This window comes from Kitasatospora sp. NPDC058243 (assembly GCF_042882025.1).
Classification (GTDB): domain Bacteria; phylum Actinomycetota; class Actinomycetes; order Streptomycetales; family Streptomycetaceae; genus Kitasatospora.
Genome location: NZ_JBHVWW010000007.1, coordinates 101,156 through 124,870, shown reverse-complemented (window position 1 = coordinate 124,870; position 23,715 = coordinate 101,156). Strand labels below are relative to the sequence as shown.

The window sequence follows — 23,715 nt, the reverse complement described above, 5'->3', positions numbered from 1 at the left end:
GGGCCCGCGCCGGGAGGGGGAGAGCGTACCAGCGGCTCGTCGTGGCCTGGACGGTTTTGATCCATTTCGTGGACACCCGTTCGACGGAAGGAAGTTGACGATCCGTCTGATAAGTCGGCGATGGCGGCCGGGCTGCCCGGACAGGGATTAATGCAACCTCCTTGCAACCCTTGCCCGCCCGGCCGGAAGTGGCCCAGGCTGAGGTCATCCCACGCCGTCCCGGAGAGACCGTCATGCCGCCCGACCCGCTGTCCGCAGCCTCCAGTGCACCCCTCGCCGCCACCCCCACGGGCGGCGATGGGGACGGCTCCACCGCCGCTCCGGCGGCGGTGGAGGAGGTGCTGATGCTGCGGATCTCGCTGGGCGAGGAGGTGGTCGGCGAGGTGCGCACCCGGTTCCGGTTCGAGGCCGCGCGCCCGTACGAGGTGCTGCTGACCTTCCATCTGGGGCGGCCGGACGAGGCCGACTGGGTGTTCTCGCGCGAGCTGCTGCGCGACGGCCTGCAGGCGCTGAGCGGCCAGGGCGACGTCAAACTGTGGCCGGCGTACTGCCCGTGCCACGGCTCGACGCTGCACCTGGCGCTCGAATCACCGCACGGCAGCGCCCTGCTGGAGGCCTCCAAGCCCCGGGTGCAGGCGTGGCTGGACCGTACCTACGCGCTGGTCTCCGCCGAGGCGGAGCGCGTCTGCGGCCCGACCGACGCCCAGCTGGCCGCGCTGCTCGCCGGCGGCTGAGGCCCGGTCGGGGCACCGGCGGGCCCGCGCGGCGGCGGGACGGGCGCCGCGCTCGGCAGCCGGACCGTCCCCGCGGCCAGCCCGGCCCGCAGCCGCCGGACGGCCGGGGCCGAGGAGGCCGGCAGCAGGTCGTACGGGTCGTCCGGCCCGTCCACCGTGACCAGCACCGACTCGGCGATGCGGTACGGCCGGTGGGCCAGCAGGCCGCCCAGGTAGCGGCGCAGCCGGGACAGCTCGGCGCGGACCGTCACCGTCCGGCCCGGGTCGCCGAACAGCGCCTCCGCGAGCTGCGCGGCCGTGCTGCCCTCGCGTCCGGTGGCGAGCAGGAGCAGCAGTTCGGCGTGGCGCGGGCTGAGCGGGTGCGACCAGCTGCCGGCCGCGCCCCGGACGGTCAGCTCCGGGCGGTCCTGGCGGCGCAGGTCGAGCCGGAGCCGGGCGCCCTCGGCCTGCTCGGCCTGTTCGGCCGTCACCGTGCCGGAGCCGTCCGCCTCGGGCGGCCGGACCGGTCGCACCAGCCAGCCGTCCGCGAGCGGTTCCAGGGCGCACTCGCCGAGGCCCGGCACCCAGTGCACGGCGGCGGTTCCCCAGCCGCCGACCGGCACCCGCAGCCGGCCGGGCGGCGGCAGCCCGGCCGCGGCGGCGGTCCACCCGGCGGAGTCCACCACCAGGGCCGGGCCGGCCACCCGGGCGAGCATCGGGGCAGCCAGGGTGCGCAGTTGGTGCAGCGCCTCCAGCCGGTGGGCGCGCAGCTCGGTCTCGGCGAGCCGGGCGGCGGTGGCGGTGAGCTGCAGCAGGTACGGGCGGACGTTGCGGGCCGGGCCGCTGAGGTTGATCGCGCCGACCAGTCGCCCGGTGCCCGGGTCGTGCACGGGGGCGGCGACGCAGGTCCAGGAGTGGTGGCTGCGCAGGTAGTGCTCGGCGGAGTGGACGTGCATCGGGCGCTGGGCGCGCAGTGCGACGGCGATGCCGTTGGTGCCGACGCTCTCCTCGATCCAGCGGGCGCCGGTGAGGAAGCCGATCCGGTCGGCGCTGCGGCGCAGGGCGCGCTCGCCCTCCTGCCACAGCACGTGGCCCTCGGCGTCGGCGATGGCGAGGATCAGTGGACTCTGGCCGACCGGCTGGAGCAGGGTGTCGCGCAGCACCGACAGGACGGCGTCCAGGCCGCTGGTGCGGCGGCGCTGCTCGATCTCGGCGGGGCCGAGGTGGACGGCGGCGGCGCCGGCGTCGGGGTCGAGCCCGAGGCGGCGCAGCCGGGCCCAGGAGTCGCCGATCTCGGGGCGGGGTTCGAGCCGGCCGGGGGAGCCGGGGTCGGGGTAGGGGGGCTGGACGAGTTCGCGGGCGGCGGCTTCGGCGAGGGTGCGGTCGTGGACCCTGGCCAGCTCGGCCGCGCTCGGCGCGGTGCGGCGTTCTGGTCGTCGGGACTGCCGTCCGGTCTGCCGCACTCGCGTTGCTCCTCGCCGCCGTTCGAGGCCGCGCCGGGGTCGACGCGCTGACGAAAGCGTACGGGGGCGGTGAGGGTCTGGGGACGGGGTCTGCCAACTCGGCATACCGGACGGTATGACCGTGGACATGCCGAGGTGTGATGACTGGCGGGGGTCCTGGTGTGGGCCTGGTGTGGGCCCGACGCGGACCTGGTGCGAGGCCTGGTGCGGGACCTGATGCGGGCCTTGCGTGGGCCTTGGTGCGGTGCTGGTGCGAGGCCTGATGTGGGCCTGGTGCAGGCTCGGCGGTCAGCGTTCCGTGCCGGTGCCGCGCTGGGCCGCCTCGACGGTGTGGTGCAGGTCGGCGGTGGCCTCCAGGGAGGCGGCGGTGCTCAGCGCCAGGCAGGCGGCCAGCGCGATCGCCACCGCGCGCAGGCGGGTGCCGGTGGCGGTGGCCGCCGGGCGGGGCTGGAGCAGGGCGGCGACCCGGCGCGGGACCGGCCCGGAGTGGGCGGCGGGGACGAGTCGGGGCCGGGCCGGCCACGGGGAGCGGCTGGCGGCCAGGGCGGCCCGGCCGACCGCGCGGGCGGTCACGGTGCGGTCGCCGACCCGGGCGGCCGCCACCTCGTCGGCCCAGCGCTCCAGGTGGTACCCGAGGGGCGCGCGCAGCGGCCGCAGCGCCGGGTGGAGGTCGGCGGCGTGCTCGGCGAGGGCGAGGAAGACGTGGTGGCGGGCGGTCAGGTGGGCGCGCTCGTGGGCGAGCAGGGCGGCCCGCTCGGGCCCGGTGAGGATGCGCAGCATGCCGGAGGTGACCACGATCCGGCCGGGCTCGCCGGGCCTGCCGGGGAGGGGCAGGCGCCCCGGTAGGGCGAAGGCGTCGGCGCGCTCGTCGTCGAGGACGGCGAGCGGGTGCTCGCCCGGCTGGAGCAGGGTGCGGGCGCCGGCCAGGACGGCCTGCGGGGTGCGTGCCCGGCGCATGGTGGCGTGCCCGGGGCGCGCGTCCGGATGCCGGCCCTCGGCCGGCGCGGGGCAGGCCGTCGCGGCGCAGGCCGGGAGGGCGGCCCGGGCCTCGCGCAGTTCCAGCCGGTGGCGGCGGGCGGTGCGGACGGCCTGGGCGGTCAGCGCGGCGAGCACCAGGCCGGCCGCGGCGGCCGCCACCGGTGCGTCGGGTGCGGCGGCGGTGAGCCAGGGCAGCGACAGGTGGCCGATCGCGGCGACCGGCGGCAGCTGGAGCAGCCCGGCGGCGGCGAGCAGGCCGAGCGAGCAGAGGGTGCCGCCGGCCAGCACGGCGGACGTCCCGGCGAGCATCCAGGCGGCGGCCCGGGGCGGCAGCGCGTCGGCGAGGCGGCGGGCCAGCGGGGCGGCCAGGAACGGCAGCAGCAGCGGGGCCCAGACGGCGATCATCACGATCCGGCCGCCCCGGGGGTGCGGTGGCCGGGGGCGGGGGCGGTGCCCGGGAGGGGGCCGAGACCGGGGGTGTCGCCGTCGGTGCCCGGGGCGGAGCCGAGGCCCGGGGCGCCGTCGCCGAGCAGGTCGCGCAGCAGCTGCTCGTCCTCGGCGGAGAGGTCGGAGACGAAGCGGGCGAGCACGGTGGAGCGGTCGGCCTCGCGGCCGAGCTCGGTGTGCATCCGGCGGGCGGCGAGGCCCGCGGTGTCCTGGACGGTCGGGATGTAGGCGTAGGCGCGGCCGGCCCGGGTGCGCTCCACGGTGCCCTTGTCGTGCAGGCGGGCGAGGATCGTGGCGATGGTGGTGCGGGCGAGGTCCCCGCCGAGTGCCGACTGGACGTCCTGCGGGGTCATCGGCTGCCGGGCCGACCAGAGCGCGGCCAGCACCTCGGCCTCCAGCTCCCCGGCAGGCCGGCGGGCGGACGGTACGTCGGACATGGCGGCGCTTCCTCCAGGTTTCGTCTACAGTCATGTAGACCGTCTACGTCACTGTAGACGGTCGGGGCGGGTTCCGCTGTGAACCGCCCCCCAACGTACGGGAGGTCCGCCAGCCTTGCTTCAGTTCCTCGCCGATCCGGCCGCTCACCTCGCGGTGAACCCGCTGGACGCGTCCTCGCTGCTCGCCGCCTTCGGCGCACTCGGCATCGCCGTCGTGCTCTTCGCCGAGACCGGCCTGCTGGTGGGCTTCTTCCTGCCCGGAGACTCGCTGCTGTTCACCGCCGGCCTGCTGTGCGTGCCCGGCGCCACCAAGGGCCCGCAGCTGGAGCTCTACCAGGTGCTGCCCGCCGCCCTGGTCGGCGCGCTGGCCGGCGCCCAGGTCGGCTATCTGATCGGCAAGCGCGGCGGCCGCGCGCTGCTGCGCCGCACCGAGCGCAGGAGCCTGCTGGAGGGCGTCGAGCGGGCCGAGGAACTGCTGGGCAAGTACGGCCACGGCAAGGCGATCGTGCTCGCCCGCTTCATCCCCGTGGTCCGAACGGTGCTGAACCCGCTCTGCGGCGTGCTCGAAGTGCCGGTCCGCTCGTTCACCTTCTGGCAGGTGACCGGCGGCGCCCTCTGGACGGTCGGCGTCGTGCTCGCCGGGTACGGGCTCGGATCGTCGATCCCCAGCATCGACAGATATCTGCTCCCGATCATCGGTCTGGTAGTAGTTGTCTCCGTGCTCCCCATTGTTCTCGAACTGTTCCGCGCCCGTAAGGCGCACCGTCACGGAGGTGACAAGTGACGTCCTCCCGGGCTCTCGCCGTCTACGACGGCAGCGGCATCGACGGCAGCCTCTACACCCGGGTGAACGGGTGGGCGCAAGCCGCCCCGCACTGGCTGGACGAGCTGATCAAGGTCTGGTCGGCGCTCGGCCTCGGCCTGTTCGCGGTCTTCATGCTCTACGCCTGGTGGCGGGCGCGCGGCGCCGACTCGGCCGTGATGGCCAAGGTGCTCGCCTCGCCGGTGATCGTGGTCGTCGCGTACGGCGTCAACTCGGTGCTCAAGGGCATGGTCGAAGAAGTCCGGCCGTGTGCCCAGATCCCCGGCAGCATCTCGCTGGAGACCTGCCCCGGCGCCGGTGACTGGTCCTTCCCCAGCAACCACACCGTGATCGCCTTCGCCGCCGCCACCGCACTCTGGTTCGCCGACCGGCGGCTCGGCTGGATCGCCGGGATCTTCGCGGTGCTGATGGGAGCCTCCCGGGTCTGGGTCGGCGTGCACTACCCGCACGACGTGGCCGTCGGCGCGCTGGTCGGCCTCCTGGTCGCGGTGGTGCTGGCGCCGCTCGCCGGCCGCTGCGGGCCGCTGGTGGACCGGATGCGGGCGGGTGCGCTGCGCCCGCTGCTCGGTCCGGGCGCGGTGCCGGCGACGGCGGGCCGCCACGCGGCGTACGGGACGCGTCAGCACTGACGGCGACGGCCGACAGTACTGACGGCGGGTGCCGGCAGCGCTGAACGGCGGGTGCCGGCAGTACTGGCGGCGAGACCCGACAGCGCTGATTCCGTAGCCTCCCCGTAGCCCGTCCGACCCTTGTCTGGCCGGGGTGGCGGGTAGAGCATGTGAGCCGGGCGTGGGGCCCCTTCGCGGGGAACCCGCCCGGCTCAGTCGTGCCGGGGCGCGGGAGCGCCGGGCGTGCCAGCGGAGGGAGTGCCAATGCCGTACCGACTCGACATCACGCAGGGGGACTGGCCGGGCGAGTCGCCGCACAAGGGCGTCGAGGGCCTGCTCGCCGAGGCCATGGTGCTCACCCTCGCCACCGCCGGCCACGAGCACGGCCCGCACGCCAACCTGGCCTTCTTCGCGTACGACGACGACCTCGTCCTGTACTTCGTCAGCGAGCGCTCCACCCGGCACAGCCACCACCTCGCCGAGGAGGCCCGGGCCGCCGCCACCGTCTTCCTGCCGCCGCCGGTCTTCGGCGAGCAGCTGCGCGGCCTGCAACTGACCGGCGGCGCGAGCGAGGCCTGGGGGCGGCAGGCCGAGGCGGCGCTGGCCGCCTACCAGGGGCGGTACCCGTCCTTCGCGCAGGACGAGCAGGTGCGGCGGCAGTTCCTCACCGGGGGCGGGGCGGCGGCGCTGTACCGGTTCCAGGTGGAGGAGCTGACGGCGGTGGACGAGCCGAACTTCGGGCGGCGCAACTACCTGCGGGCGCGGGTGCTGCGGCCGTAGGCCCTACCCGGTCCCCAGGGTTGTCTGTACAACTTTTCGGGTGATTCATCTGCGGGACGCTACCGGGACGCCCCCAGGACACCTGGGCGCACCAGCCTGGCCGCATGAGAGTCATCGTCGTAGGAGCAGGCGTGCTCGGCACCATGCACGCCTGGCAGGCCGTCGAACGCGGCCACGAGGTCGTCCACCTGGAGCGCGAGACCGAGGCGCGCGGCGCCTCCGTGCGCAACTTCGGCCTGGTCTGGGTCAGCGGCCGCGCGCAGGGCGAGGAACTGGACACCGCGCTGCGCGCCCGCGAACTGTGGGAAGGCATCGGCGCCCGCGTCCCCGACCTCGGCTTCCGCGCCAACGGATCGCTCACCGCGATCCGCACCCAGGCCGAACTCGCCGTCGCCGAACAGGCACTCACCCTGCCCGACGCCGCCGCCCGCGGCTACCGGCTGCTCGACGCCGACCAGACCAGGGCCGCCAACCCCGCCCTGCGCGGCGAACTCCTCGGCGCCCTGTGGTGCGAGCGCGACGCCGCCGTCGAACCCCGCACCGCCCAGCCCGCGCTGCGCGCCGCCCTCCAGGCCACCGGCCGCTACACCTTCCTGCCCGGCCGCGAGGTCCGCGACGTGATCGGCGAGAACGCCGTCCGCGACGACCACGGCGACGTCCACACCGGTGACCTCGTCATCCTCTGCACCGGCGCCTGGCTCGGCGGCCTCGTCCGCGAACTCGCCCCCTCGCTGCCCGTGCGCAAGGTCCGGCTGCAGATGATGCAGACCGACCCGCTCGGCGAGACCCTCACCACCTCCGTCGCCGACGGCGACAGCTTCCGCTACTACCCGGCCTTCGCCGGCACCGCCCTGGACCGCCTCCGGGACACCCAGCCGCAGCCCGACGTCGCCGCCGAACACAAGATGCAGCTGCTCATGGTCCAGCGGCGCGACGGCGGCCTCACCATCGGCGACACCCACGAGTACGACCAGCCGTTCGGCTTCGACGTCGTCGAGGACCCGTACGACCACCTGGTCGGCGTGGCCGAGGACCTGCTCGGCCGCCCCCTGCCGCGCGTCCGCCGCCGCTGGGCCGGGGTGTACGCGCAGTGCGTCGACACCACCCGGGTCGTCCACCGCGAACAACTCCGCGACGGCGTCTGGCTCGTCACCGGCCCCGGCGGCCGCGGCATGACCTGCTCCCCGGCCATCGCCGAAACCACCGCCGAACTCGCAAACCTGTAAGGGTAGTTGACATGTCCTTTGATATCCGCCTGGTCGTCCTCGACATGGCCGGCACCACCGTGGCCGACGACGGCCTCGTCGAACAGGCCTTCACCGCCGCCGCCCGGACGCTCGGCGTCGAGGCCGGCAGCCCGGGCTTCGGCCCCATGCTGGACCACGTCCGCGCCACCATGGGCGAATCCAAGATCTCCGTCTTCCGGCACCTCTTCGGGGACGAGGACAAGGCCCAGCGGGCCAACACCGCCTTCGAGGCCGCCTACCACGACCTCGTCGACGCCGGGCACTGCGCCGCCCTGCCCGGCGCCGCCGAAGCCATCGCCGAACTGCGCGGCCAGGGCCGGAAGGTCGCCCTCACCACCGGCTTCTCCCGGGCCACCCAGGACCGCATCCTCACCGCCCTCGGCTGGCAGTCCGTCGCCGACCTCACGCTCAGCCCCGCCGAGGCCGGCCGCGGCCGCCCCTACCCGGACCTCGCGCTCACCGCGCTGCTGCGGACCGGAGTCGAGTCGGTGCGGCAGATCGCCGTCGCCGGCGACACCGGCTACGACATGCTGACCGGCGTACGGGCCGGAGCGTCCGTCGTCGCCGGCGTGCTCACCGGCGCCCACGACGAGGCCCGGCTGCGGGCCGACGGGGCGACGCACGTCCTCGGCTCGGTCGCGGAACTGCCCGGACTGCTGGGCTGACCGATCCCCCTCCCGGAGCAGGAAGTCGGCCCGGCCGACTTCCTGCTCCCCGGGGTCAGGTCAGGACACCGGCCCGGCCGCTCCGCCGCCTCGCCGCCGGGCCGACTCGCGGCCCAGCCAGGCGACGGCGAGCATCAGGGCGGCCGTCAGCCCGACGGCGAGCCCGAGATCCCGGGGAAGACTGATGTCCCCCGGGCGCTGCGGGTCGGCGCGGCCGGCCGGATCGAAACGGACCGTCACCCGGTCGCCGACCGCGAGCGCGCGCAGCCCCGTCGACAACTCGCCGCCGGGCAACGCAGTGCCGTCCTCGGCCGCGAGGTCGTACATCGAGGACGGGTGCTTCCCGGCGAGACGGTCCGTCTCCCCGGTGACCCGGGCCGTCACCGTCTCGCCGGACAGCCGCAGGATCACGTCGTCCCGCGCCATGGCCACGGCCCCCGTCGCCAGGCCCGAGAGGAGAACGGCGAACAGCGCCACCCAACAGCCCACCCACCGCCCCAGCAGCCGCACCAGACCCACCACCCAGGCCACCACCAGCACCAGCCCGAGCAGCGACGCGGCGCCCCCGCCGAGGTAGGTGCCCGCGAGCACCAGCCCGAACGTCCCCACGGGGACGCCCAGGACCAGGACAGCGCTCAGCACGGTGGCCCGGCTACGGTCCCTGGTCGTACCCATGACTCTCCCCGCGTTCGTCCGATCGGGCTGGAAGAGTACGACGCGTCCCCTCGCCCCCGGCCACGGGGGCTGGTCGGGCGGGAGGGGGACTTCCTCGGGGTGGAGGAAGAAGCAGGCGTGGGCCTTCTACAGGCATGGCGCAGGGCCGCGAGCACGCGGAGCCGTCCGTAGTGCTCAGCTGTTGTCCACCGGGTGTCCGCTGCGGGCCGCCAGCGCTCGGAACTCGGCCCAGGCCTGCGCATCCAGGTCGTCGAGGACGCCGTCGTCGAGTTCGACGACGGGCTCAGGCGACAGGTGGGCGCGCCAGTTGCCGCGCTTCACCATCAGCATGCCGAAGTCGAGGAAGCCGTTGGCGAACGAGAAACCGGCGCCGCCGCGCTCGTAGACCCGGATCAGGGGCTCGAAGGGATCGGGCAGCGGACGCAGCACCGGCCCGGGGGCGTCACCCAGGGCGGCCCACTGGACGGCGGCCGCCGAGCACTCGATCGCGTGCCACGAACCGGAGGCGTCCTCCACGAAATCCTCGATGTCGGAGACCACCGCCGGGTCGGCCCGCACGGCCGGCGCCACAATCGCCGCGAGATCGAAGAAAGGCCATTCGTCGGTTTCCCCGTAGGCATCGAGCCAGAGCGCGGCCCGTCGGAAGTACTCCTTCATGAGCGCCGCGCGAGAAAAGGACCTCCGCTCCCCCTCCCGATAGGCCGTCCACTGGATGGCTTTGAGGCGGTCGACCATCAACTGAACATTTTCCGTGCTCACTTGAGATCATAACCTTTCTCGCGGAGTTGGGATTTGATGGCATCGACTACGATATCAAGGTTCGAGAGGTCTTCGGCGACGGCCCCGGTGGGCGCCTTGAGCCCGTAGAGCTTCCAGTGGTCGAGTGATCCGTCCGCCGACACCTCTCCCTCGTGATAGCTCCGTGGTGCCAGATTGTGTGCGCCGAAATGCTCGGGGTGGACAATTGGCGCGCCTTCCGAGTTCCATGCGTCCGGATGGCTGGAAAGATAGGGGAGGCCGGCTTCGAGAAGCTTGGCCTCGACATACTCGTGGGCGAGCGTTCCACGCAGCGGTGGAATGCTGCCCGGTTTTATGAACCCGTTGACGGCGGCGTTCCAGGGTGTGGAGACCGCCGGGTCCGGTTCGAAATGGACGTTCTTCAGGACATTGTGTGCGCCCGGTCCCACCGGGACGTCATGCCGGTTGATCATGAGGTTGTCCTTGGCGACCTGGACGATCCGCGGATCGACACCGGTTTCCTTGGCGACCTCGACCACATCGTCCGTCCTGGTGCGGTAGTCCTCGTAGCGCTGCACGGCCCTCTTGTTCGGTGCACCGGTCGGGTCGATCGCGTACGGGGTTCCCGACTCGGAGAGCCAGGGCTCCGGGCGGGCGCCGAGTCCGCCCTCCCAGCCGTTCGCGTCGGCCCCGGTGAAACCGGGGCGGCGCTTCGGAGTGCTGCTCCCGGGAGCAGCCGCGGTGCCGATGGCGCCGAGGATGAGGTCGAGGGGCATGACCGGGCCGGTTTTGAAGGTGGCGTCGTAGCCGTAGGTGAGGCCGGCGCCGGTGAGCATGCGGCCGGGGAGGGTGTCGGCGGCGCCCGCGACCTTGGCGAGGCCGGCGAGGGCGACGGAGGCGTTTTCGGCGCCCTCGGCGGCGTTGGCGGCGACGCGGCCGCCGGCGCCGAGGCCGCCGCCGGCGCCGCCCATCACGCCGCCGGTCTCGGCGGAGTCGACGGCTTCCTGGAGGCTGTAGCCGCCGTCGTCGAAGAATTCGACCCGGATCGGCTGGGCGACGGCGAGGTCGACGGCGATGGCCTCGACGGAGCCGAAGACGACGCCGGTGAGGATGGTGGCGGCGATGGTGGCGATGGTTTCGGAGACGGCGACGCCGAGGCCCGCGGCGGTGGCGATGATGCCTGCGGCGGCGGTGCCGGCGGCGGCTTCGGAGATGCCGGCGGTGAAGATGGCGAGGGCGGTGCCGGCGACCAGGGTCGCGCCGACGATCGCGGCCTCTTCCTTGAGCTTCTTGAGCGCTTTGTCGACCTCGTCGGCGAAGGCGCGCAGGGCCTTGGCGAGGTTGCGGCAGGCGGCGGCGACATCGGGGAGCCAGCCCTTGCCCTTGCCCCCGTAGTACTGGCCCCAGAACTTGCCGAAGGCGTCGATGGCGGGGCCGTGGTTGTTGGCGACGATGGCGGCGGCGGCCTGGTGGGTGGGCGCGGTGACGTTGTCGATGGCGGTGGCCATCGTGTCCCAGGCGGCGGCGACCGTGCGGAGCTCGTCCGGGTCGGCGTCGGGCCACCACAGACCGGTGACCTTGCGGACGATCTTCTCGGCCGCGGACTCACCCACGCGCCGGCTCCCTCCGCGGCGGGCGGCCGATCACGGCGTGAGGTCCTTGCGGACGTGGTTGTCGGCGTCGGTGTGGTTGTCGGCGTGGGCGTTCAGCCCGTCGTGGATGCTGGTGAGGCCTTTGACCAGGACGTCCAGCGCGGAGAGCACGTGGTCGTGCGGGCCGTTGTAGGCCTGGGCGAACTCCTTGCCCTGCTTGTCGTCGCCCCACGGGCTGCCGGCGCCGGCGAGGGTGTGCTTGAGCGTGTCGAGGGCGTCCTTGAGTGCCTTGCTCTGGGCTTCGAAGGTCGGCGCGGCCGCTTTCAGGTCCCCCGGCCGGATCTTGAACTCCGGGCCGCCGGCTTTCGGTCCGTCATCCGCCATGGCGTCATCCCCCCGTGCTGTCCGTGCGTTGAGAAGGAGCGAAGGGAGAGATGCGCGGAGGAGCGGCGGGGTTGCGGGCTACGGAGTGATCTGGGTCACGGGCTGATCCGGGTCGCGGGGTCGGAGGGGTCGTGTGGCGGTGTGGGTCTGCGTGCGGACCAGAGCAGGGTGCCGCCGATCAGGGCGTTGCAGGCGAGGAATGTCAACAGGTAGGCGGTGGAGTCGACTTCGCCGGGGAGTTTGGGGGCGACCTGGCCGGCCGGGTCGATGCGGACGGTGATGACGTCGCCGGGCTTGAACCGGGTGGAGCTCTCTTCGAGGTCGCCGCCGGGGATCTCGCCGGCCGGGTCGGTCGAGGCGAGGGCGTAGGCCCGTCCGGAGCCGTGGAGTGAGTCGGTCGTCTTCTCGTTGAGGACCACGGCCTGCACCGTCCGGCCCGAGTCCAGGATCAGGTTGGTCCAGGCGACGGAGCCCGACAGGTAGGCGACGAAGGCGACGGCGGCGATGCCTGCGCCCCAGGCGAACGCCTTGCGCTGGAACGCGGGGTTGCTGTCGGCGTCGCGCCGTAGGGCGAGGGCGAGCAGCATGACCACGGGGTAGGCGAAGCCCACGATGGTGGCGACGAACGAGTTGACGTACACGTTCAGTGCCGTGACGCCGATGAGGATGGCGGTGGAGAGGGCGATGAGGGCCAGTGTGCCGCGGAGGCGGCGGAGCCCGTCGGGCGGGGCCGAGTCGGTGGTGGTCGTCATCCGAAGGCCTTTCGGATGTTGTCCCACTGGTCGGGCGGCAGCGCGTCGGCGCTCTCGTCCCGGGGTGGGTGGAAGGAGATGCCGCGGAACGCGGTGGCCAGGAGCGGCAGCCACTCGTCCCAGTGGTCGAGGTCCTCGGTGGTGAAGACGGCGGCGACCACGTGCGGGCTCCACGGGTGCGGGATCAGCAGTTCGAGCTGGCGCACCGTGTTGACGGTGGACTCGGGCACGCCGAACACCGCGCCGGGCACCGGGACGGCCAGGTCGCGGGCGGCGAGCGCGGCGCGGCCGGTCGGCAGGTCCACCACGCCGACGTCGGCGTCCGGCCAGGCCTCGGCCAGTTGTTCGGCGATTCGGGCGGGGTAGCTGCCGGGCGCGCCGAGGTCCTGCGGGCGGACGAAGACGGTGAGCATGCCGTGGATGGGCTCGCCGTCCTCGGCCCGGACCAGGCAGCTGGAGATGTGGACCGCGCCCTCGCGCAGTTGGGTCTGCAGCGCGGTCTCGGCGGCGATCACGGTGCCGAGCTTCTGTTCGGGCCGGGCGTCGGGGAAGGCCGCGTCCAGGCCCTCCGCCGTGCGGGCCATCCGGTCGCCGAGGTCCTCGTCGAGGTCGAGGGGGGTGAAGCCCGCGGGCAGGGTGAGCCAGAGCGGCGGAATCCCGGTGGTCTCAACGGCCATAGCCGGCCGCCCATCCGCCCATGCCGAGCAGGTTGCCGACGGCGGACACGGTGCCGATGACGGCGGAGCCCTTGCCGCCGGCGGTGCTGACGCCGACGGACCCGATGACGTTGTTGCCGCCGGTGGTGTAGTTGACGGCGTCGGTGAGGCCGCCGCTCGGATTGTCCTGGCTGAGGGCGTACGCCGTCGGGACGTTGAGCCCGAAGGTGGTGGCGGCCTGGACGCCGTCGGAGACGTTCATCGCGGTGGCCTTGGAGACCCCGAGCTTGATGGCGGGCTTCTCGATCGCGGTGGTGAAGATCGGGTTGGCCGGGTCGACGGCGCGGGCGGCGGCCCGGACCTCGGTCGTACCGGCGCTCATGGCGCCGCGTACGCTCCCACCGGCGGCGCGCGCCCCCCGGGTGGCGTTCAGGCCCTTGGCCGCGACGCCCACCCCGGGGATCGCGCCGATCACGTCGCCGCCCAGCGTCAGCCAGTTGCCGATGTTCTTCTGCGGCGGCCACAGCTTGCCCTCAAGGGCGTACTTGGTCGCGTGCGTGCCTGCGGCGGCGGCGCTCAGCAGGAGGGCCGGCAGCGCGAAGGCGGGGAAGAAGATCGCCGCGACGCCGCAGAGGCCGGCGGCGACGGTGAGCATGTCGGCGCCGTGGTTCTTGAGCCAGTTGCCGACCTTGCTGAGCCAGCCGGGCTCCGGCGGCGCCTTGCTGTCGGCGGCCTTGCGGATGGCGGCCGCGGTCTTGTGGGCGTCGGACTTGTGGCCCCCGGCGAGTTCGTGGGCCTGCTTCTGGAGCTCGGTGAGGTCGTTGGCGGCGCTGCCGACGAGTGCGGCGGCCGCGTCCAGGTGGTCCTTCGCCTTGGCGTAGCGCTGTTCGGCGGCGGCGAGGCCGGCGTCGTCGGGGAAGGTCTGGCCGGCGAGTTTGAGGTCGGGGGCGGCGGCCGCGGCGGTGTGCGCCTGTTCGGCCTGCTCCTTCTGCTGCTTGGCGGCGACCGCGGCGCGGGCCAACTCGGCGGCCTTGGGCTGGTGTTCGGTCAGTGCCGTGTACCAGACGTCGAGGGCCTGGTAGGCGGCGGTGATCGAGTCGGCGGCGTCCTGGAGGTACTTGGGGAGCTTGCCGAACTGGCCGGCGAAGGCCTTGGCGGCCTCGCCGGTCCACTGGCCCTGGTTGGCGGAGAGCTGCGAGAGCGTGGTGTGGACGTCGGTCAGGTGCTGGCCCACTCGGCGCAGGCTGCCGCTGAGGCCGGTGACCGCGGCGGTGTCGCCGGGGGTCGGGTTGAAGCCGAGGCCGGACCAGTCCGGCGTGGGGGCGGTCACGACCGCCCCTGGGGGGTGAGGGCCTTGGTGGTGTCCTGTTCGGTGCTGTCGTAGCCCTGTTGCACCTGCTCCAGGCCGTCGTCAAGGATCTTGACGCACTCGCGGACCTTCTTCAGCCCGTACTCCCACGTGCCCTGGAAGTGTCCGCAGGCCTCGTCGAGGAAGTCGTAGCCCAGTCCGCTGCGACTCGCTTCCTTGAGCGCCTTGAGTCCTTGGTCGAGTTCGTCGCCGCAGCCTTTGAGGTCCTTGGCCAGCTTGGCGAGGAACTCGGTGCTGACCGTGAAGTCGGCCACTGCTCCCCCGATGTGTCGATGGCGTGACCGGCCGAGCATAGCCGCAGTCGGTACGCGGGCGATCTGTTGTGACGGGTGCTTCACGTTGCGGTGACGGGATCTTGACGATGCGCCAGCACGCGGCGGCGTCGGCGGCGGCCGGGAGGCGGCCGGGCGCCGTCGGGGTCAGCGGCGCCAGAAGCCGCGCTTCTTCGGGGCGACGAGCTTCGCCACCGCGGCGACGAACAGTTCGGCGACGGGGGAGGGGCCCTCGCCGTGGTTGAGGTGGCCTTCGGACGACCACTCGCCGAGGACGGTGCCGGGGCTGCCGTCGAAGGGGTTGAGCGCGTGCTCCAGGGTCACGTAGCGGACGGTCTTGGCGCCCTGGGGGTGGACGGCGGCGACGAAGTGGGCCTCGGTGGCGCCGGTCGGGGTGGGGAGGGTGACGAGCAGCAGGGGGTGGCCGTCGGCCCGCAGGTGCCGGCAGTCCAGGCCGTGGCTGGGCAGCCGGTCCTCGGGCGGGAGGGTCTGGCCGAGGTCGTCCCAGATGCCGGTGAGGACGGGCAGGAGGCTGCCGCCGGCGTCCGGGACGGTCAGCCGAGGGCCGAATTCGAGGACCTGGCGGGCGAGCTCGCGGTGGACGAAGCGGTAGTGGTGGGGCCGTGGGTCGCTCATGGGGCCCACGGTAGCGAACCGCTCGGAGCGGGCGGTCGGCACATCCGACTTCCCGCTCCGAAAGGGCAGTTGACCAGCACCGTGGGCCGGGGTGGCGGCCCGTCAGTGACTGTTCTTGAGGTTGAGCACGACCACTCCGACGATCACCAGGGCGATCCCCAGCCACTGGAGGCGTCCCAGCGATTCGCCGAAGGCGACCACGCCTATTCCGGCGACCGCCGCCGTCCCGGCCCCCGACCAGACGGCGTAGGCGACCGAGACCGGGATGTGCTTGAGCGCGCGCCCGAGCAGCACGAAGGACAGCACGTAGCCGACCGCGACCCCCAGGCTCGGCCAGAGGCGGGTGAACCCCTCGGTGAGCTTGAGGCAGCTGGTCGCGCAGACCTCGCTCAGGATGGCGAGGGAGAGCAGGAGATAGGGCATGCCGGTCAAACGGCCCAGGCGGCGCCGAGCTTCCCCAGCAGGGCGAGGTCGGCCTGTTCCAGGCTGGCGAGCAGGGTGATCCGGCCGCCGTCGGGCATCGGCGTCGCGGTGGACGGCACGGCGAGCACGGCGCAGCCGGCCGCGGCGGCGGAGGCGACTCCGGTCGGGGTGTCCTCGACGGCGACGCAGGTGGCCGGGTCCAGGCCGAGCCGTTCGGCGGCGGCGAGGTACGGGTCCGGTGCGGGCTTGGTGCGCGGGGTGTCCTCGGCGGCCAGGGTGACGGCGAACCAGTCCCGGCCGATGGCGGCGAGGACCAGGTCGACCACCTGGCGCGGGGAGGCGGAGACCAGGGCGGTGGGCACCTGCGCGTCCCGCAGGGAGGCCAGCAGGGCGAGCGCGCCGGGGCGCGGGACGGTCTCGGCGGCGACCTTGGCGGCGAAGGACTCGCCGAGCCGGGCGGCGAGTTCGGCCTCGGTGAGGGTGGTGCCGCTGACCTTGTGCAGGTGGGCGGCGGTGTGCTCGACGGCCTGGCCGAGCACTTCGGGGGCGTCCTGGTCGGTGAGCGCGTGGTGGAGCTCGTCGGCGAGTTCGGCGGCGGCCTGCCACCAGAGCTGCTCGGTGTCGACCAGGGTGCCGTCCATGTCGAACAGGACGGCGGCAGGGCGGGGGGCCTCGGGCGCCGGGGCGCCGGGGGCCAGGGGGTCGGGCGTCACGGAGGATTTGGGCGTCAGAGCGGAGTCGGGCGTCAGGGCTTCAGGCATGGCGGTACCTTCGGTGGTTCATCAGATGGTGCTACGCAGATGGGGTTCGAGGCTCTCAGACGGTGCGGCGGTCCACCAGCACCGGACGCTCCGGCAGCAGGAGCTCGGCGCGCGAGCCGGCCGGCAGCGCGGCGGCGGCCTCGGTCGGCAGGTCGGCCTTGACCTCGGTGCCGTCGTCGAGGCGGACGGTGAGCCGGGTGACGGCGCCCAGGAAGGACGCGGTGATCACCAGGGCCGGGCCGGTCTCGGACGGGGTCAGAGTGACGTTCTCCGGGCGGACCAGCACCTGGAGCTCGCCGTCGGCGGGCAGGTCGCCGTCCACCGCGTGCCGGCGGCCGAGCACCTCGACGCCGTCGGACGTGCGGGTGCACGGGATGCGGCTCATGGTGCCGACGAACTCGGCGACGAACGCGGTGGCCGGGCGGCCGTACAGCTCGGACGGGGTGGCGCACTGCTCCAGCCGGCCCGCGCGCAGCACCGCGACCCGGTCGGCCATCGACAGCGCCTCCTCCTGGTCGTGGGTGACGAACAGGGTCGTGATCCCCAGTTCCTGCTGGAGCCGGCGGATCTCCTCGCGCAGCTGGAGGCGGACCTTGGCGTCCAGCGCGGACAGCGGCTCGTCGAGCAGCAGCACGCGCGGCTGCAGGGCGAGCGCCCGGGCGAGCGCGATGCGCTGCTGCTGGCCGCCGGACATCTGGTGCGGGTAGTGCTCGGCGCGGTGCGGCAGGCCGACCAGCTCCAGCAGCTCCTGGGCGCGCTTGCGGCGCTCGGCCTTGCCGGCGCCGCGCATCCGCAGCCCGAAGGCGACGTTGTCCAGCGCGCTCAGGTGCGGGAAGAGGCTGTACGACTGGAACACCATGCCCGCGTCGCGCTTGTGGGCGGGGATCGCGGTGATGTCCTGCCCGTCGACCAGGACCTCGCCGGAGTCGTGCTGCTCGAAGCCGGCCAGGATGCGCAGCGCGGTGGTCTTGCCGCAGCCGGACGGGCCGAGCAGGGCGAGCAGTTCGCCCGGGTGGACGGTCAGGTCCAGGCCGTCGAGGGCGGTGGTGGCGCCGAACGAGCGGCGCAGCGAGCGGAACTCGACGGTGGCGCCGCCGGGGGCGAGCGCGGCACCGGCGACGGGGGCGGAAACCGTGGTCATGGCTGGTGACTCCTGGAAAGCGTGGGGTGGTTCAGGACCGTGCGGCCAGGGCGCGGGACGGCCGCGCGGCGGGGTGTCTCAGGCCCGCGCGCCCTTGCGGCCGCGGCCGACGGCGGACATCAGCAGCAGGACGAGCCAGACGATCAGCAGGCTGAGCATCGAGACGGCGACGGACATCTGGCCGTCGCTCTTGCCGTTGGAGTTGATCCACACCGAGAAGGGGGCGAAGCCGAGGATGGAGGCGGTGGTGAACTCGCCGAGCACCAGGGCGACGGTGAGGACGGCCGCGTTCAGCAGCGCGCTGCGCAGGTTCGGCAGGACGACGGTGAACACCGCGCGCAGCCAGCCGGCCCCGCAGTTGCGGGCGGCCTCGACCAGGGTGGCGACGTCCACGCCGCGCAGCCCGGCGTCCAGCGCCCGGTAGGCGAACGGCAGCGCCATCAGCACGTAGGCGATGACCAGGACGATCGGGAACTTCGGGTCCTGGATGGCCACGATGGTCTGGAACAGCGGGGTGTCCTGGAGGTAGTCCGGGCCCCAGCGCAGCACGCCGATGATGCCGGTGGTGAGCGCGACCACGGGGACGACCAGCGGCATCGAGCACATCACCTCGATCACCGGGCGCAGCTTCGGCGCACCGAGCCGGGCGGCGAGCATCGCCGGGACGAGCAGGAGCAGCAGCACCGCCACCGTGACGCCGGCCAGCTCCAGGCTCAGCACCAGGCTGTCCAGGAAGCCGGGCGCGTTCAGCAGCTCGGTGTAGGCCCGGAAGGTGGTGCCGCCCTTGTTGTCGTCGACGCTGAAGATCACCGAGGAGGCCAGCGGTACGGCGAAGTAGACGCCGCAGAGCAGCAGGACGAGGCCGCGGCCGAAACGGATGCGATTGATCAGGCGAGCCACTTGGCACTCCGGCGCTGAAGGGGCAGGTACACGGCCATCACCAGGCAGGCGACCACGATCATGTCGAGGCCGAGGGCGAGGGCGAGGTTGCCCTGGCCGACCAGGACGTTGCCGGACAGCGCGTCGCCGATCTGCATCGAGATCAGCGGCACCGAACTGCCCACCATGGCCTCGGCGGTGGCGTACGCGGCGAAGGAGGCGCCGAACAGCAGCACGAAGCCGCCGAGCAGCGAGGGCACCAGGACCGGCAGGGCCACGTGCCGCCAGTACTGCACGACGGTGGCGCCGTTGTTGTACGCGGCCTCGCGCCACTGGGTGCGCAGGCCCTCCAGGGCCGGGGTGATGGTGATGACCATCAGCGGCACCAGGAAGTACAGGTAGACCACGGAGAGGCCGGTGAAGGTGTAGAGGTTCCAGCCGTGGCTGGTGAGGCCGAACTTCTTGGTGACCTCGCCGGCGTTGCCGAGGGTGGCGACGAACATGAAGGCGAGCGGCACGCCGCCGAAGTTGGCGAGCACGCCGGAGGCGGAGAGCACCGCCTCGCGGAACACCCGGAACCGGGAGGTGGCCACGGCCTGGGCCAGCGGCAGGCCGACCACGGTGGCGATCAGCGCGGTCAGCAGGGAGAGCTTGACGCTGCCCCACAGGGCGGTCCAGTAGGCGCCCTGCAGCGAGCCGGTGAGGTTGTCGGTGGTGAAGGTGCCGCCGCCGTCGGGGGCGTCGGGCGAGGTGGTGAACGCGCCGATGGCGATCGCGACGGCGGGCAGGCCGAAGCCGACCAGGAAGAACAGGAGCAGGGGGAGGGCGGCCAGCCAGGCGCGGCCGCGGCCGGCCCGGGGCTTGCCGGGGCGGGGGGCCCTGGCGGTCTCGGCGGTCTCGGTGCTCTTGGCCGTGGTGGCCGTGGTGGCCGTGGTGTCGGTGGCCTTGGCCGTTGTGGCGTCGGCGGTGGCGGGGGTGGTTGCTGCGGGGCCGGGGGCGCCCCCGCCGCTCTGGGCGGCGGAGGCGGGGGCCGGCACCGGGGTGGGAGCCGTGGTCATCGTCAGGTCAGCCCGCGATCGCCTTGGCCCAGTTCTCGGTCACGGTCTTCTTGGCCGTGTCCGTCTGCTCCTGGGTCGGGAAGGTGGTGAAGGGCTTCTCGACCGGCGGGAGCTTGGCGGCGCCCGCGGCGTCCAGGGTGCCGGCCGTCTTCATGGCGTCGAACAGGGCCGGGGTGGCGTAGCCGCCCAGGAAGCCGTTCTGGCCCTCGGCGCTGTACAGGTACTCCTCCCACAGGCGGGCGGCGGCCGGGTGCGGCGCGTCCTTGTTGATCGCCTGGTTGTAGTACTGCGCGTAGGAGCCGTCCGAGGGGATGGTCACCTGCCAGTCGATGCCCTTGCTCCTGAACTTGTCGGCGTAGCCGGCGTTCAGGTACGACCAGTCGATGCTGATCGGGGTCTCGCCCTTCTCGATGGTCGCCGGGGTGACCTCGACCGGGTTGAAGTTGCCGGCCTGCTTGACCTTGGCGAAGAAGTCGATGCCGGGCTGGATGTTGTCCAGCGAGCCGCCGTTGGCGAGCGCGGCCGCGTAGACGGCGCCGAACGCGGCACCGGCCTTGGTCGGGTTGCCGTTCAGGGCGACCATGCCCTTGTACTCGGGCTTCAGCAGGTCGGCGAAGGTCTTCGGGCAGGCGGACACCTTCTTGGCGTCGCACGCGATCGACATGTAGCCGCCGTAGTCGTTGTAGTGCAGGCCGTCGGCGTTCTTCATGGTGGCCGGGATCTTGTCGAAGTCGGTGACCTTGTACGGGGCCAGCAGGCCCTGCTTGGCGGCGCTGAGCGCGAAGGCCGAGCCGAGGTCGACGACGTCGGGGGCGCGGTCCTGGCCCTTGCGGGAGGTGATCGCGTTGATCTCGTCCTGGCTGGCGCCGTCGGGGTTCTCGTCCTCGATCTCGATGCCGTACTTCGCCTTGAAGTCGTCCATCAGCTTGCCGTAGTTCGCCCAGTCGCGCGGCAGCGTGATGGCGTGCAGCTTCCCCTCCTTCTTGGCGGCGGCGATCAGGCCGTCCATCCCGCCGAAGTCGGCGACCGAGGTGGCGGTCTTGGCGCTCTTGCCGCCCGCGGTATCGCCGGACTTCGCGGTGGAGGAGCCGGCGGAGCCGCAGGCGGTGAGGGACAGCGCGGCGGCGGTCAGGACCGCTGCGAAGGCGGCGGAACGGGCGCGGTGCACGGACACGGGTCAGTCTCCTGATCGGGTGTACTGCAAGGGGGTGAGCTGCGGTGGGGTTGTCTGATCGGGGGATCGTGCGAGTGGCCGTTCGGAGCCGTTCTGAGGTGCCCGGTGCCGTTCGGAGCCGCCCGGAGCCGTTCGAGGCCGTCCGAGTTGACTAGCCAACTTCGCTGACGGACGTAAGTACGCCGGAGTCCGATGACGGGAAGGTGAACGGACGGCCCAGAACCGGGGTCGGCTGCGGGAACGGTCGAATCCGGCCATCGGAGCGTGATCCGTTCGGTGCGATGCTTCAAAGGCGCAGCGGGATAAGGTCGGGCTGTCCGTGCCGGTACGGCTGCGCAGGACACCGCCCCAGGAGGGACATTGACTGACGTGGCACTTGAGCCCGGGCGCCCCGCCGAGCGCGCTCCCGGCGCCCTGTACCGGAAGGTCGCCGCCGACCTGCGCGAGGCCATCACCACCGGCGCGTACGGCGAGGCCGGCCGGCTGCCCGCCGAGGGCGCGCTCGCCGAGCAGTACGGCGTCTCCCGCGGCACCGTCCGCCAGGCGCTCGCCGTCCTGCGCTCCGACGGGCTGGTCACCTCCCGCCGCGGCACCCGGCGCGTCGTGCTCGGGGGCGCCCGGGTGCAGAGCTTCTCCGAACTGCTCAGCTTCACGCACTGGGCGTACTCGATGGGCGAGGAGCCCGGCGGCATCCTGGACTCGCTGGTCCGCCGCCCCGCCGACACCGCCGAACGCGAGCAACTGCGCCTGGAGCCGGGCGCCGAGGTGTACGTGACCGTCCGGCTGCGCACCCTCTCCGGCACGCCCGTGATGGTCGAGCGCACCATCTACCCGCCGCGGGTCGGCGAGATCGTCGCCGAGCTGCCGGCGGACGTCGTCTCGCACACCGAAGTCCTGCGCGAGCACGGCATCCTGTTCACCGACGCCGACCACACCATCGACATCGTGGCCGCCAACGCCGAGGACGCCCGGCTCCTCGGCTGCCGCCGCGGCGGCCCGCTGCTGCGCGAACGGCGGCGCACGACGGACCCGACCGGCACTCCGGTGGAGTGGTCCCAGGACCGCTACCTGCCCGGGACGGTGGCGTTCAGCATCCACAACTCGCTGGCCGCGTCGGCGCTTTCGCGGCACGCCCGGGAGGGTGACTGAGCCCGGGGCGGAGCCCGGTCCGCCTCCCGGGCGTGCCGGCCGGCGCCATCAGCGCATGAGCGCGGCGAGCAGCGGGCGGTAGTGCTCGAATCCGGGTGTCGGCGCCCCGGCCGTCTTCGCCTGCTCGTCCCAGCGGCGGACGGCCACCGCGTCGGCGGCGCCCGGGAGTTCGGCGAACGCGGCGGCCCGCCGCTCGTCCATCGGGCCGCCCTGGACGGTGAGGGTGTACTCCGAGGCCTCGGACAGCCGCTGCCGGTAGTCCGGTTCCACCGCGCACAGGTAGCGCTTGGCGGCCACGTGCAGCCGGACCGGCTCGGTCACCTCCGGGCCGAACCACCGCGCCAGCCAGTCGGCGCCGGTGTCGCTGTGCCGGTTGTCCTGACCCTCCATCAAGTCATGGCCGTGCAGGGCCCCTTGGCCGTGCTCATTAAAGAAGTGCCCGACGTCGTGCAGCAGCGCGGCGGCGACGAGGTGGTCCGGCGCCCCGGCCGCCTCGGCGGCAGCGGCGGCCTGGAGCATGTGTTCGGCCATGGTGACCTCCTCGCCCAGGTACTCCCCGGCGCCCTCGCCCGCGAACAGCCCGGCGATCGCGTCCAGCGCGGCGGCGCGCCGGTGCAGCACGGCGAGGGTGCTGCCCAGCGTGTCCAGGTCGGCGTAGCAGCCCTGGAGGTGGCGGTGGCCGTCCTGCTGGAAGGCCGTACGGGCGTGCAGCAGCCGGGTGTTGTCGAAGACCAGGCAGTCGCCGCGGTCGAGGCGGAAGGCGAGCTGGAGCTCGGGGCGCAGGGTGATCGCGGCGAAGCGGCGGTACGCGGCGTAGAAGGCCGTCAGTTCGCCGGAGCTTCCGCGCAGGGTGCCGATCGAGCGGTTGTTGAACCGCACCTCGCGGATCCGGCCGAGGGCGTTCACCTCGATCAGCGGGCGGTCGGCGCGCAGTTCGGTGCGGCGGTCGCGGAAGACGAACGGGACGGGCGTGCGGGTGAGCGTCTCGAAGTCCGCCGGCGCCTCCTCCCGGAGGAGCGCCGCGGCCCGGAACCCGTCCACCAGGCCGGAGTCGCCGCCGGTCGCGGAGTTCTCCAGGCAGTGCAGGAGCTGGAGCGTCGGCACCGGGTCCCGGTACGGGTTGTCGGTGTGCGGCGCGATCGCGACGCTGGTGAACGCCAGGTTGTTCGGATCCGGCTCGACCCGGACGTCGAACAGCTCCCCGTAGTTGGTGACCCGGACGTAGCCGAAGCTCTCGGCCACCGCGAGGACCTGCCGCTCCACCGTCGGCACCCCGCGCAGCACCGCGAAGCCGCTGCGGCGCACGGCGGTGAGGACGGCGGCCTGCTCGGCGGGGTCGGCCAGGTACGCCTCCCACCGCGCCTCGGGGATCCCGTGTGCGAAGTCCGCCGCCACCCAGAGCCGCTTGCCCTCCTCCGTCCGCCCGTCGCCGTCCCGCTCGGCGCCGAGCCACTCCAGCGGGTACCGCGAGCGGTGCCCGTCCGACCAGAGCACCTCCAGGCCCCCGTCGGTCTCCGTGCTCGCGGCGACCGCCAGGTCCTGCGGCAGGTCGTCGATCTGGAACAGCTTCTGCCCGTTCCTGGGGTCCCGGCACTCGGCGCACGGGCAGTTGTCGCGCAGCCAGTACGGCGGCAGCTCGGTCACGGTGGTCTCCTCCTCGGCGGCGTCCCGGGTGAAGTTGTATAGCCAACTTCACCCCTGGCCGGAGCCTGCCTGCCCCCGGTGAGATCGGCGTGCCGCGCAGATGAACGCTGCGGGAACTGTGCCGGGAGCCGATGGCCGAAACCTTCCGCTCCGCGTGGGACCAGGTCCTGTCCGAGGGTGAGACGGAGCGGCCCCCGGGACCGGGTGTCCCGGGGGCCGCTCCGCGTGATCGGGCCTCGACGGCGCCGTGG

At 73.3% G+C, this 23,715-nt stretch carries 26 protein-coding genes; 7 read left to right on the top strand and 19 right to left on the bottom strand.

Translation table 11 applies throughout. From position 1 onward, the window contains the following. Window positions 1-233 precede the first annotated feature (233 nt). Entirely contained in the window at window positions 234-734 is a 501-nt protein-coding gene (locus tag ACFVX9_RS07780) for an SsgA family sporulation/cell division regulator (protein ID WP_380336124.1), read from the top strand. Here the strand turns inward: ACFVX9_RS07780 and ACFVX9_RS07775 are convergent. The 3 genes from ACFVX9_RS07775 to ACFVX9_RS07765 form a co-directional block, all read right to left on the bottom strand. Then, entirely contained in the window at window positions 653-2,176 is a 1,524-nt protein-coding gene (locus tag ACFVX9_RS07775; RefSeq protein WP_380378083.1) for a GAF domain-containing protein, read from the bottom strand. The two genes, ACFVX9_RS07780 and ACFVX9_RS07775, sit on opposite strands and share 82 nt — an antisense overlap. A gap of 288 nt (window positions 2,177-2,464) precedes the next feature. Then, window positions 2,465-3,559 (bottom strand): M56 family metallopeptidase, encoded by a 1,095-nt coding sequence (locus tag ACFVX9_RS07770; protein ID WP_387980942.1) that lies wholly within the window; start codon window positions 3,557-3,559, stop codon window positions 2,465-2,467. After that, window positions 3,559-4,038, bottom strand: a complete 480-nt coding sequence (locus ACFVX9_RS07765; protein ID WP_380424229.1) for a BlaI/MecI/CopY family transcriptional regulator — start codon at window positions 4,036-4,038, stop codon at window positions 3,559-3,561. Before ACFVX9_RS07765 ends, ACFVX9_RS07770 begins: the two co-directional genes overlap by 1 nt. Window positions 4,039-4,153: 115 nt before the next feature. Between ACFVX9_RS07765 and ACFVX9_RS07760 the strand changes: the two genes are divergently transcribed. From ACFVX9_RS07760 to ACFVX9_RS07740, 5 genes are all read left to right on the top strand, one after another. Then, window positions 4,154-4,822: a DedA family protein gene (locus tag ACFVX9_RS07760; RefSeq protein ID WP_387980939.1), complete on the top strand. Its 669-nt coding sequence runs from the start codon at window positions 4,154-4,156 to the stop codon at window positions 4,820-4,822. Further along, the gene (locus ACFVX9_RS07755; RefSeq protein WP_380378090.1) at window positions 4,819-5,490 is read left to right on the top strand and encodes a phosphatase PAP2 family protein; all 672 of its coding nucleotides are present in this window, start codon (window positions 4,819-4,821) and stop codon (window positions 5,488-5,490) included. Before ACFVX9_RS07760 ends, ACFVX9_RS07755 begins: the two co-directional genes overlap by 4 nt. A gap of 243 nt (window positions 5,491-5,733) precedes the next feature. Beyond that, window positions 5,734-6,249: a pyridoxamine 5'-phosphate oxidase family protein gene (locus ACFVX9_RS07750; RefSeq protein WP_063349549.1), complete on the top strand. Its 516-nt coding sequence runs from the start codon at window positions 5,734-5,736 to the stop codon at window positions 6,247-6,249. A 104-nt stretch (window positions 6,250-6,353) separates the two neighbouring features. Then, window positions 6,354-7,475, top strand: coding sequence for a TIGR03364 family FAD-dependent oxidoreductase (locus ACFVX9_RS07745; RefSeq protein WP_380336134.1), 1,122 nt, complete (start codon window positions 6,354-6,356; stop codon window positions 7,473-7,475). 11 nt (window positions 7,476-7,486) lie between these two features. After that, window positions 7,487-8,161 carry a phosphonatase-like hydrolase gene (locus tag ACFVX9_RS07740; RefSeq protein ID WP_380378095.1) on the top strand — a complete coding sequence of 225 codons (675 nt, stop codon included), beginning with the start codon at window positions 7,487-7,489 and terminating at the stop codon, window positions 8,159-8,161. Between the two features lie 60 nt (window positions 8,162-8,221). On the opposite strand, the gene ACFVX9_RS07735 is transcribed toward ACFVX9_RS07740, so the two are convergent. The 15 genes from ACFVX9_RS07735 to ACFVX9_RS07665 all read right to left on the bottom strand — a co-directional run bounded on the left by ACFVX9_RS07735 (window position 8,222) and on the right by ACFVX9_RS07665 (window position 20,671). Continuing rightward, window positions 8,222-8,836 carry a hypothetical protein gene (locus ACFVX9_RS07735; RefSeq protein ID WP_387980936.1) on the bottom strand — a complete coding sequence of 205 codons (615 nt, stop codon included), beginning with the start codon at window positions 8,834-8,836 and terminating at the stop codon, window positions 8,222-8,224. A gap of 174 nt (window positions 8,837-9,010) precedes the next feature. Continuing rightward, a complete protein-coding gene (locus ACFVX9_RS07730; RefSeq protein WP_387980934.1) occupies window positions 9,011-9,571 on the bottom strand; it encodes a hypothetical protein in 561 nt (186 codons plus the stop codon). 20 nt (window positions 9,572-9,591) lie between these two features. Then, window positions 9,592-11,082, bottom strand: a complete 1,491-nt coding sequence (locus ACFVX9_RS07725; protein ID WP_387980932.1) for a hypothetical protein — start codon at window positions 11,080-11,082, stop codon at window positions 9,592-9,594. A 135-nt stretch (window positions 11,083-11,217) separates the two neighbouring features. Continuing rightward, a complete protein-coding gene (locus ACFVX9_RS07720; protein ID WP_380378101.1) occupies window positions 11,218-11,550 on the bottom strand; it encodes a WXG100 family type VII secretion target in 333 nt (110 codons plus the stop codon). 95 nt (window positions 11,551-11,645) lie between these two features. After that, entirely contained in the window at window positions 11,646-12,302 is a 657-nt protein-coding gene (locus ACFVX9_RS07715) for a hypothetical protein (RefSeq protein WP_387980930.1), read from the bottom strand. Next, on the bottom strand, window positions 12,299-12,979 hold the full coding sequence (locus tag ACFVX9_RS07710; RefSeq protein ID WP_380481492.1) for a hypothetical protein: 681 nt from the start codon (window positions 12,977-12,979) through the stop codon (window positions 12,299-12,301). Before ACFVX9_RS07710 ends, ACFVX9_RS07715 begins: the two co-directional genes overlap by 4 nt. Further along, window positions 12,969-14,288 carry a putative T7SS-secreted protein gene (locus ACFVX9_RS07705; RefSeq protein WP_387980928.1) on the bottom strand — a complete coding sequence of 440 codons (1,320 nt, stop codon included), beginning with the start codon at window positions 14,286-14,288 and terminating at the stop codon, window positions 12,969-12,971. The genes ACFVX9_RS07710 and ACFVX9_RS07705 overlap by 11 nt, the downstream gene beginning before the upstream one ends. Further along, window positions 14,285-14,581, bottom strand: a complete 297-nt coding sequence (locus ACFVX9_RS07700) for a hypothetical protein (protein ID WP_063349556.1) — start codon at window positions 14,579-14,581, stop codon at window positions 14,285-14,287. The genes ACFVX9_RS07705 and ACFVX9_RS07700 overlap by 4 nt, the downstream gene beginning before the upstream one ends. Window positions 14,582-14,746: 165 nt before the next feature. Beyond that, window positions 14,747-15,235, bottom strand: a complete 489-nt coding sequence (locus ACFVX9_RS07695) for a hypothetical protein (RefSeq protein WP_380378109.1) — start codon at window positions 15,233-15,235, stop codon at window positions 14,747-14,749. A gap of 102 nt (window positions 15,236-15,337) precedes the next feature. Beyond that, a complete protein-coding gene (locus ACFVX9_RS07690) occupies window positions 15,338-15,658 on the bottom strand; it encodes a multidrug efflux SMR transporter (protein WP_063349558.1) in 321 nt (106 codons plus the stop codon). A gap of 5 nt (window positions 15,659-15,663) precedes the next feature. Beyond that, entirely contained in the window at window positions 15,664-16,419 is a 756-nt protein-coding gene (locus ACFVX9_RS07685) for an HAD family hydrolase (RefSeq protein ID WP_387980925.1), read from the bottom strand. 55 nt (window positions 16,420-16,474) lie between these two features. Continuing rightward, on the bottom strand, window positions 16,475-17,560 hold the full coding sequence (locus ACFVX9_RS07680) for an ABC transporter ATP-binding protein (RefSeq protein WP_380378114.1): 1,086 nt from the start codon (window positions 17,558-17,560) through the stop codon (window positions 16,475-16,477). A 78-nt stretch (window positions 17,561-17,638) separates the two neighbouring features. Beyond that, complete coding sequence (locus ACFVX9_RS07675) at window positions 17,639-18,448, bottom strand: ABC transporter permease subunit (protein WP_063351452.1); 810 nt, start codon at window positions 18,446-18,448, stop codon at window positions 17,639-17,641. Beyond that, a complete protein-coding gene (locus ACFVX9_RS07670; protein WP_387980923.1) occupies window positions 18,448-19,497 on the bottom strand; it encodes an ABC transporter permease in 1,050 nt (349 codons plus the stop codon). The genes ACFVX9_RS07675 and ACFVX9_RS07670 overlap by 1 nt, the downstream gene beginning before the upstream one ends. A 7-nt stretch (window positions 19,498-19,504) precedes the next feature. Beyond that, the gene (locus tag ACFVX9_RS07665; RefSeq protein ID WP_387980921.1) at window positions 19,505-20,671 is read right to left on the bottom strand and encodes an ABC transporter substrate-binding protein; all 1,167 of its coding nucleotides are present in this window, start codon (window positions 20,669-20,671) and stop codon (window positions 19,505-19,507) included. Window positions 20,672-21,040: 369 nt separating this feature from the next. On the opposite strand from ACFVX9_RS07665, the gene ACFVX9_RS07660 reads away from it, so the two are divergent. Continuing rightward, complete coding sequence (locus tag ACFVX9_RS07660; protein WP_063349562.1) at window positions 21,041-21,820, top strand: GntR family transcriptional regulator; 780 nt, start codon at window positions 21,041-21,043, stop codon at window positions 21,818-21,820. 48 nt (window positions 21,821-21,868) lie between these two features. Here the strand turns inward: ACFVX9_RS07660 and ACFVX9_RS07655 are convergent, their stop codons facing one another. Further along, window positions 21,869-23,464: a TauD/TfdA family dioxygenase gene (locus ACFVX9_RS07655; protein WP_387980918.1), complete on the bottom strand. Its 1,596-nt coding sequence runs from the start codon at window positions 23,462-23,464 to the stop codon at window positions 21,869-21,871. Between the last annotated feature and the right edge of the window lie 251 nt (window positions 23,465-23,715).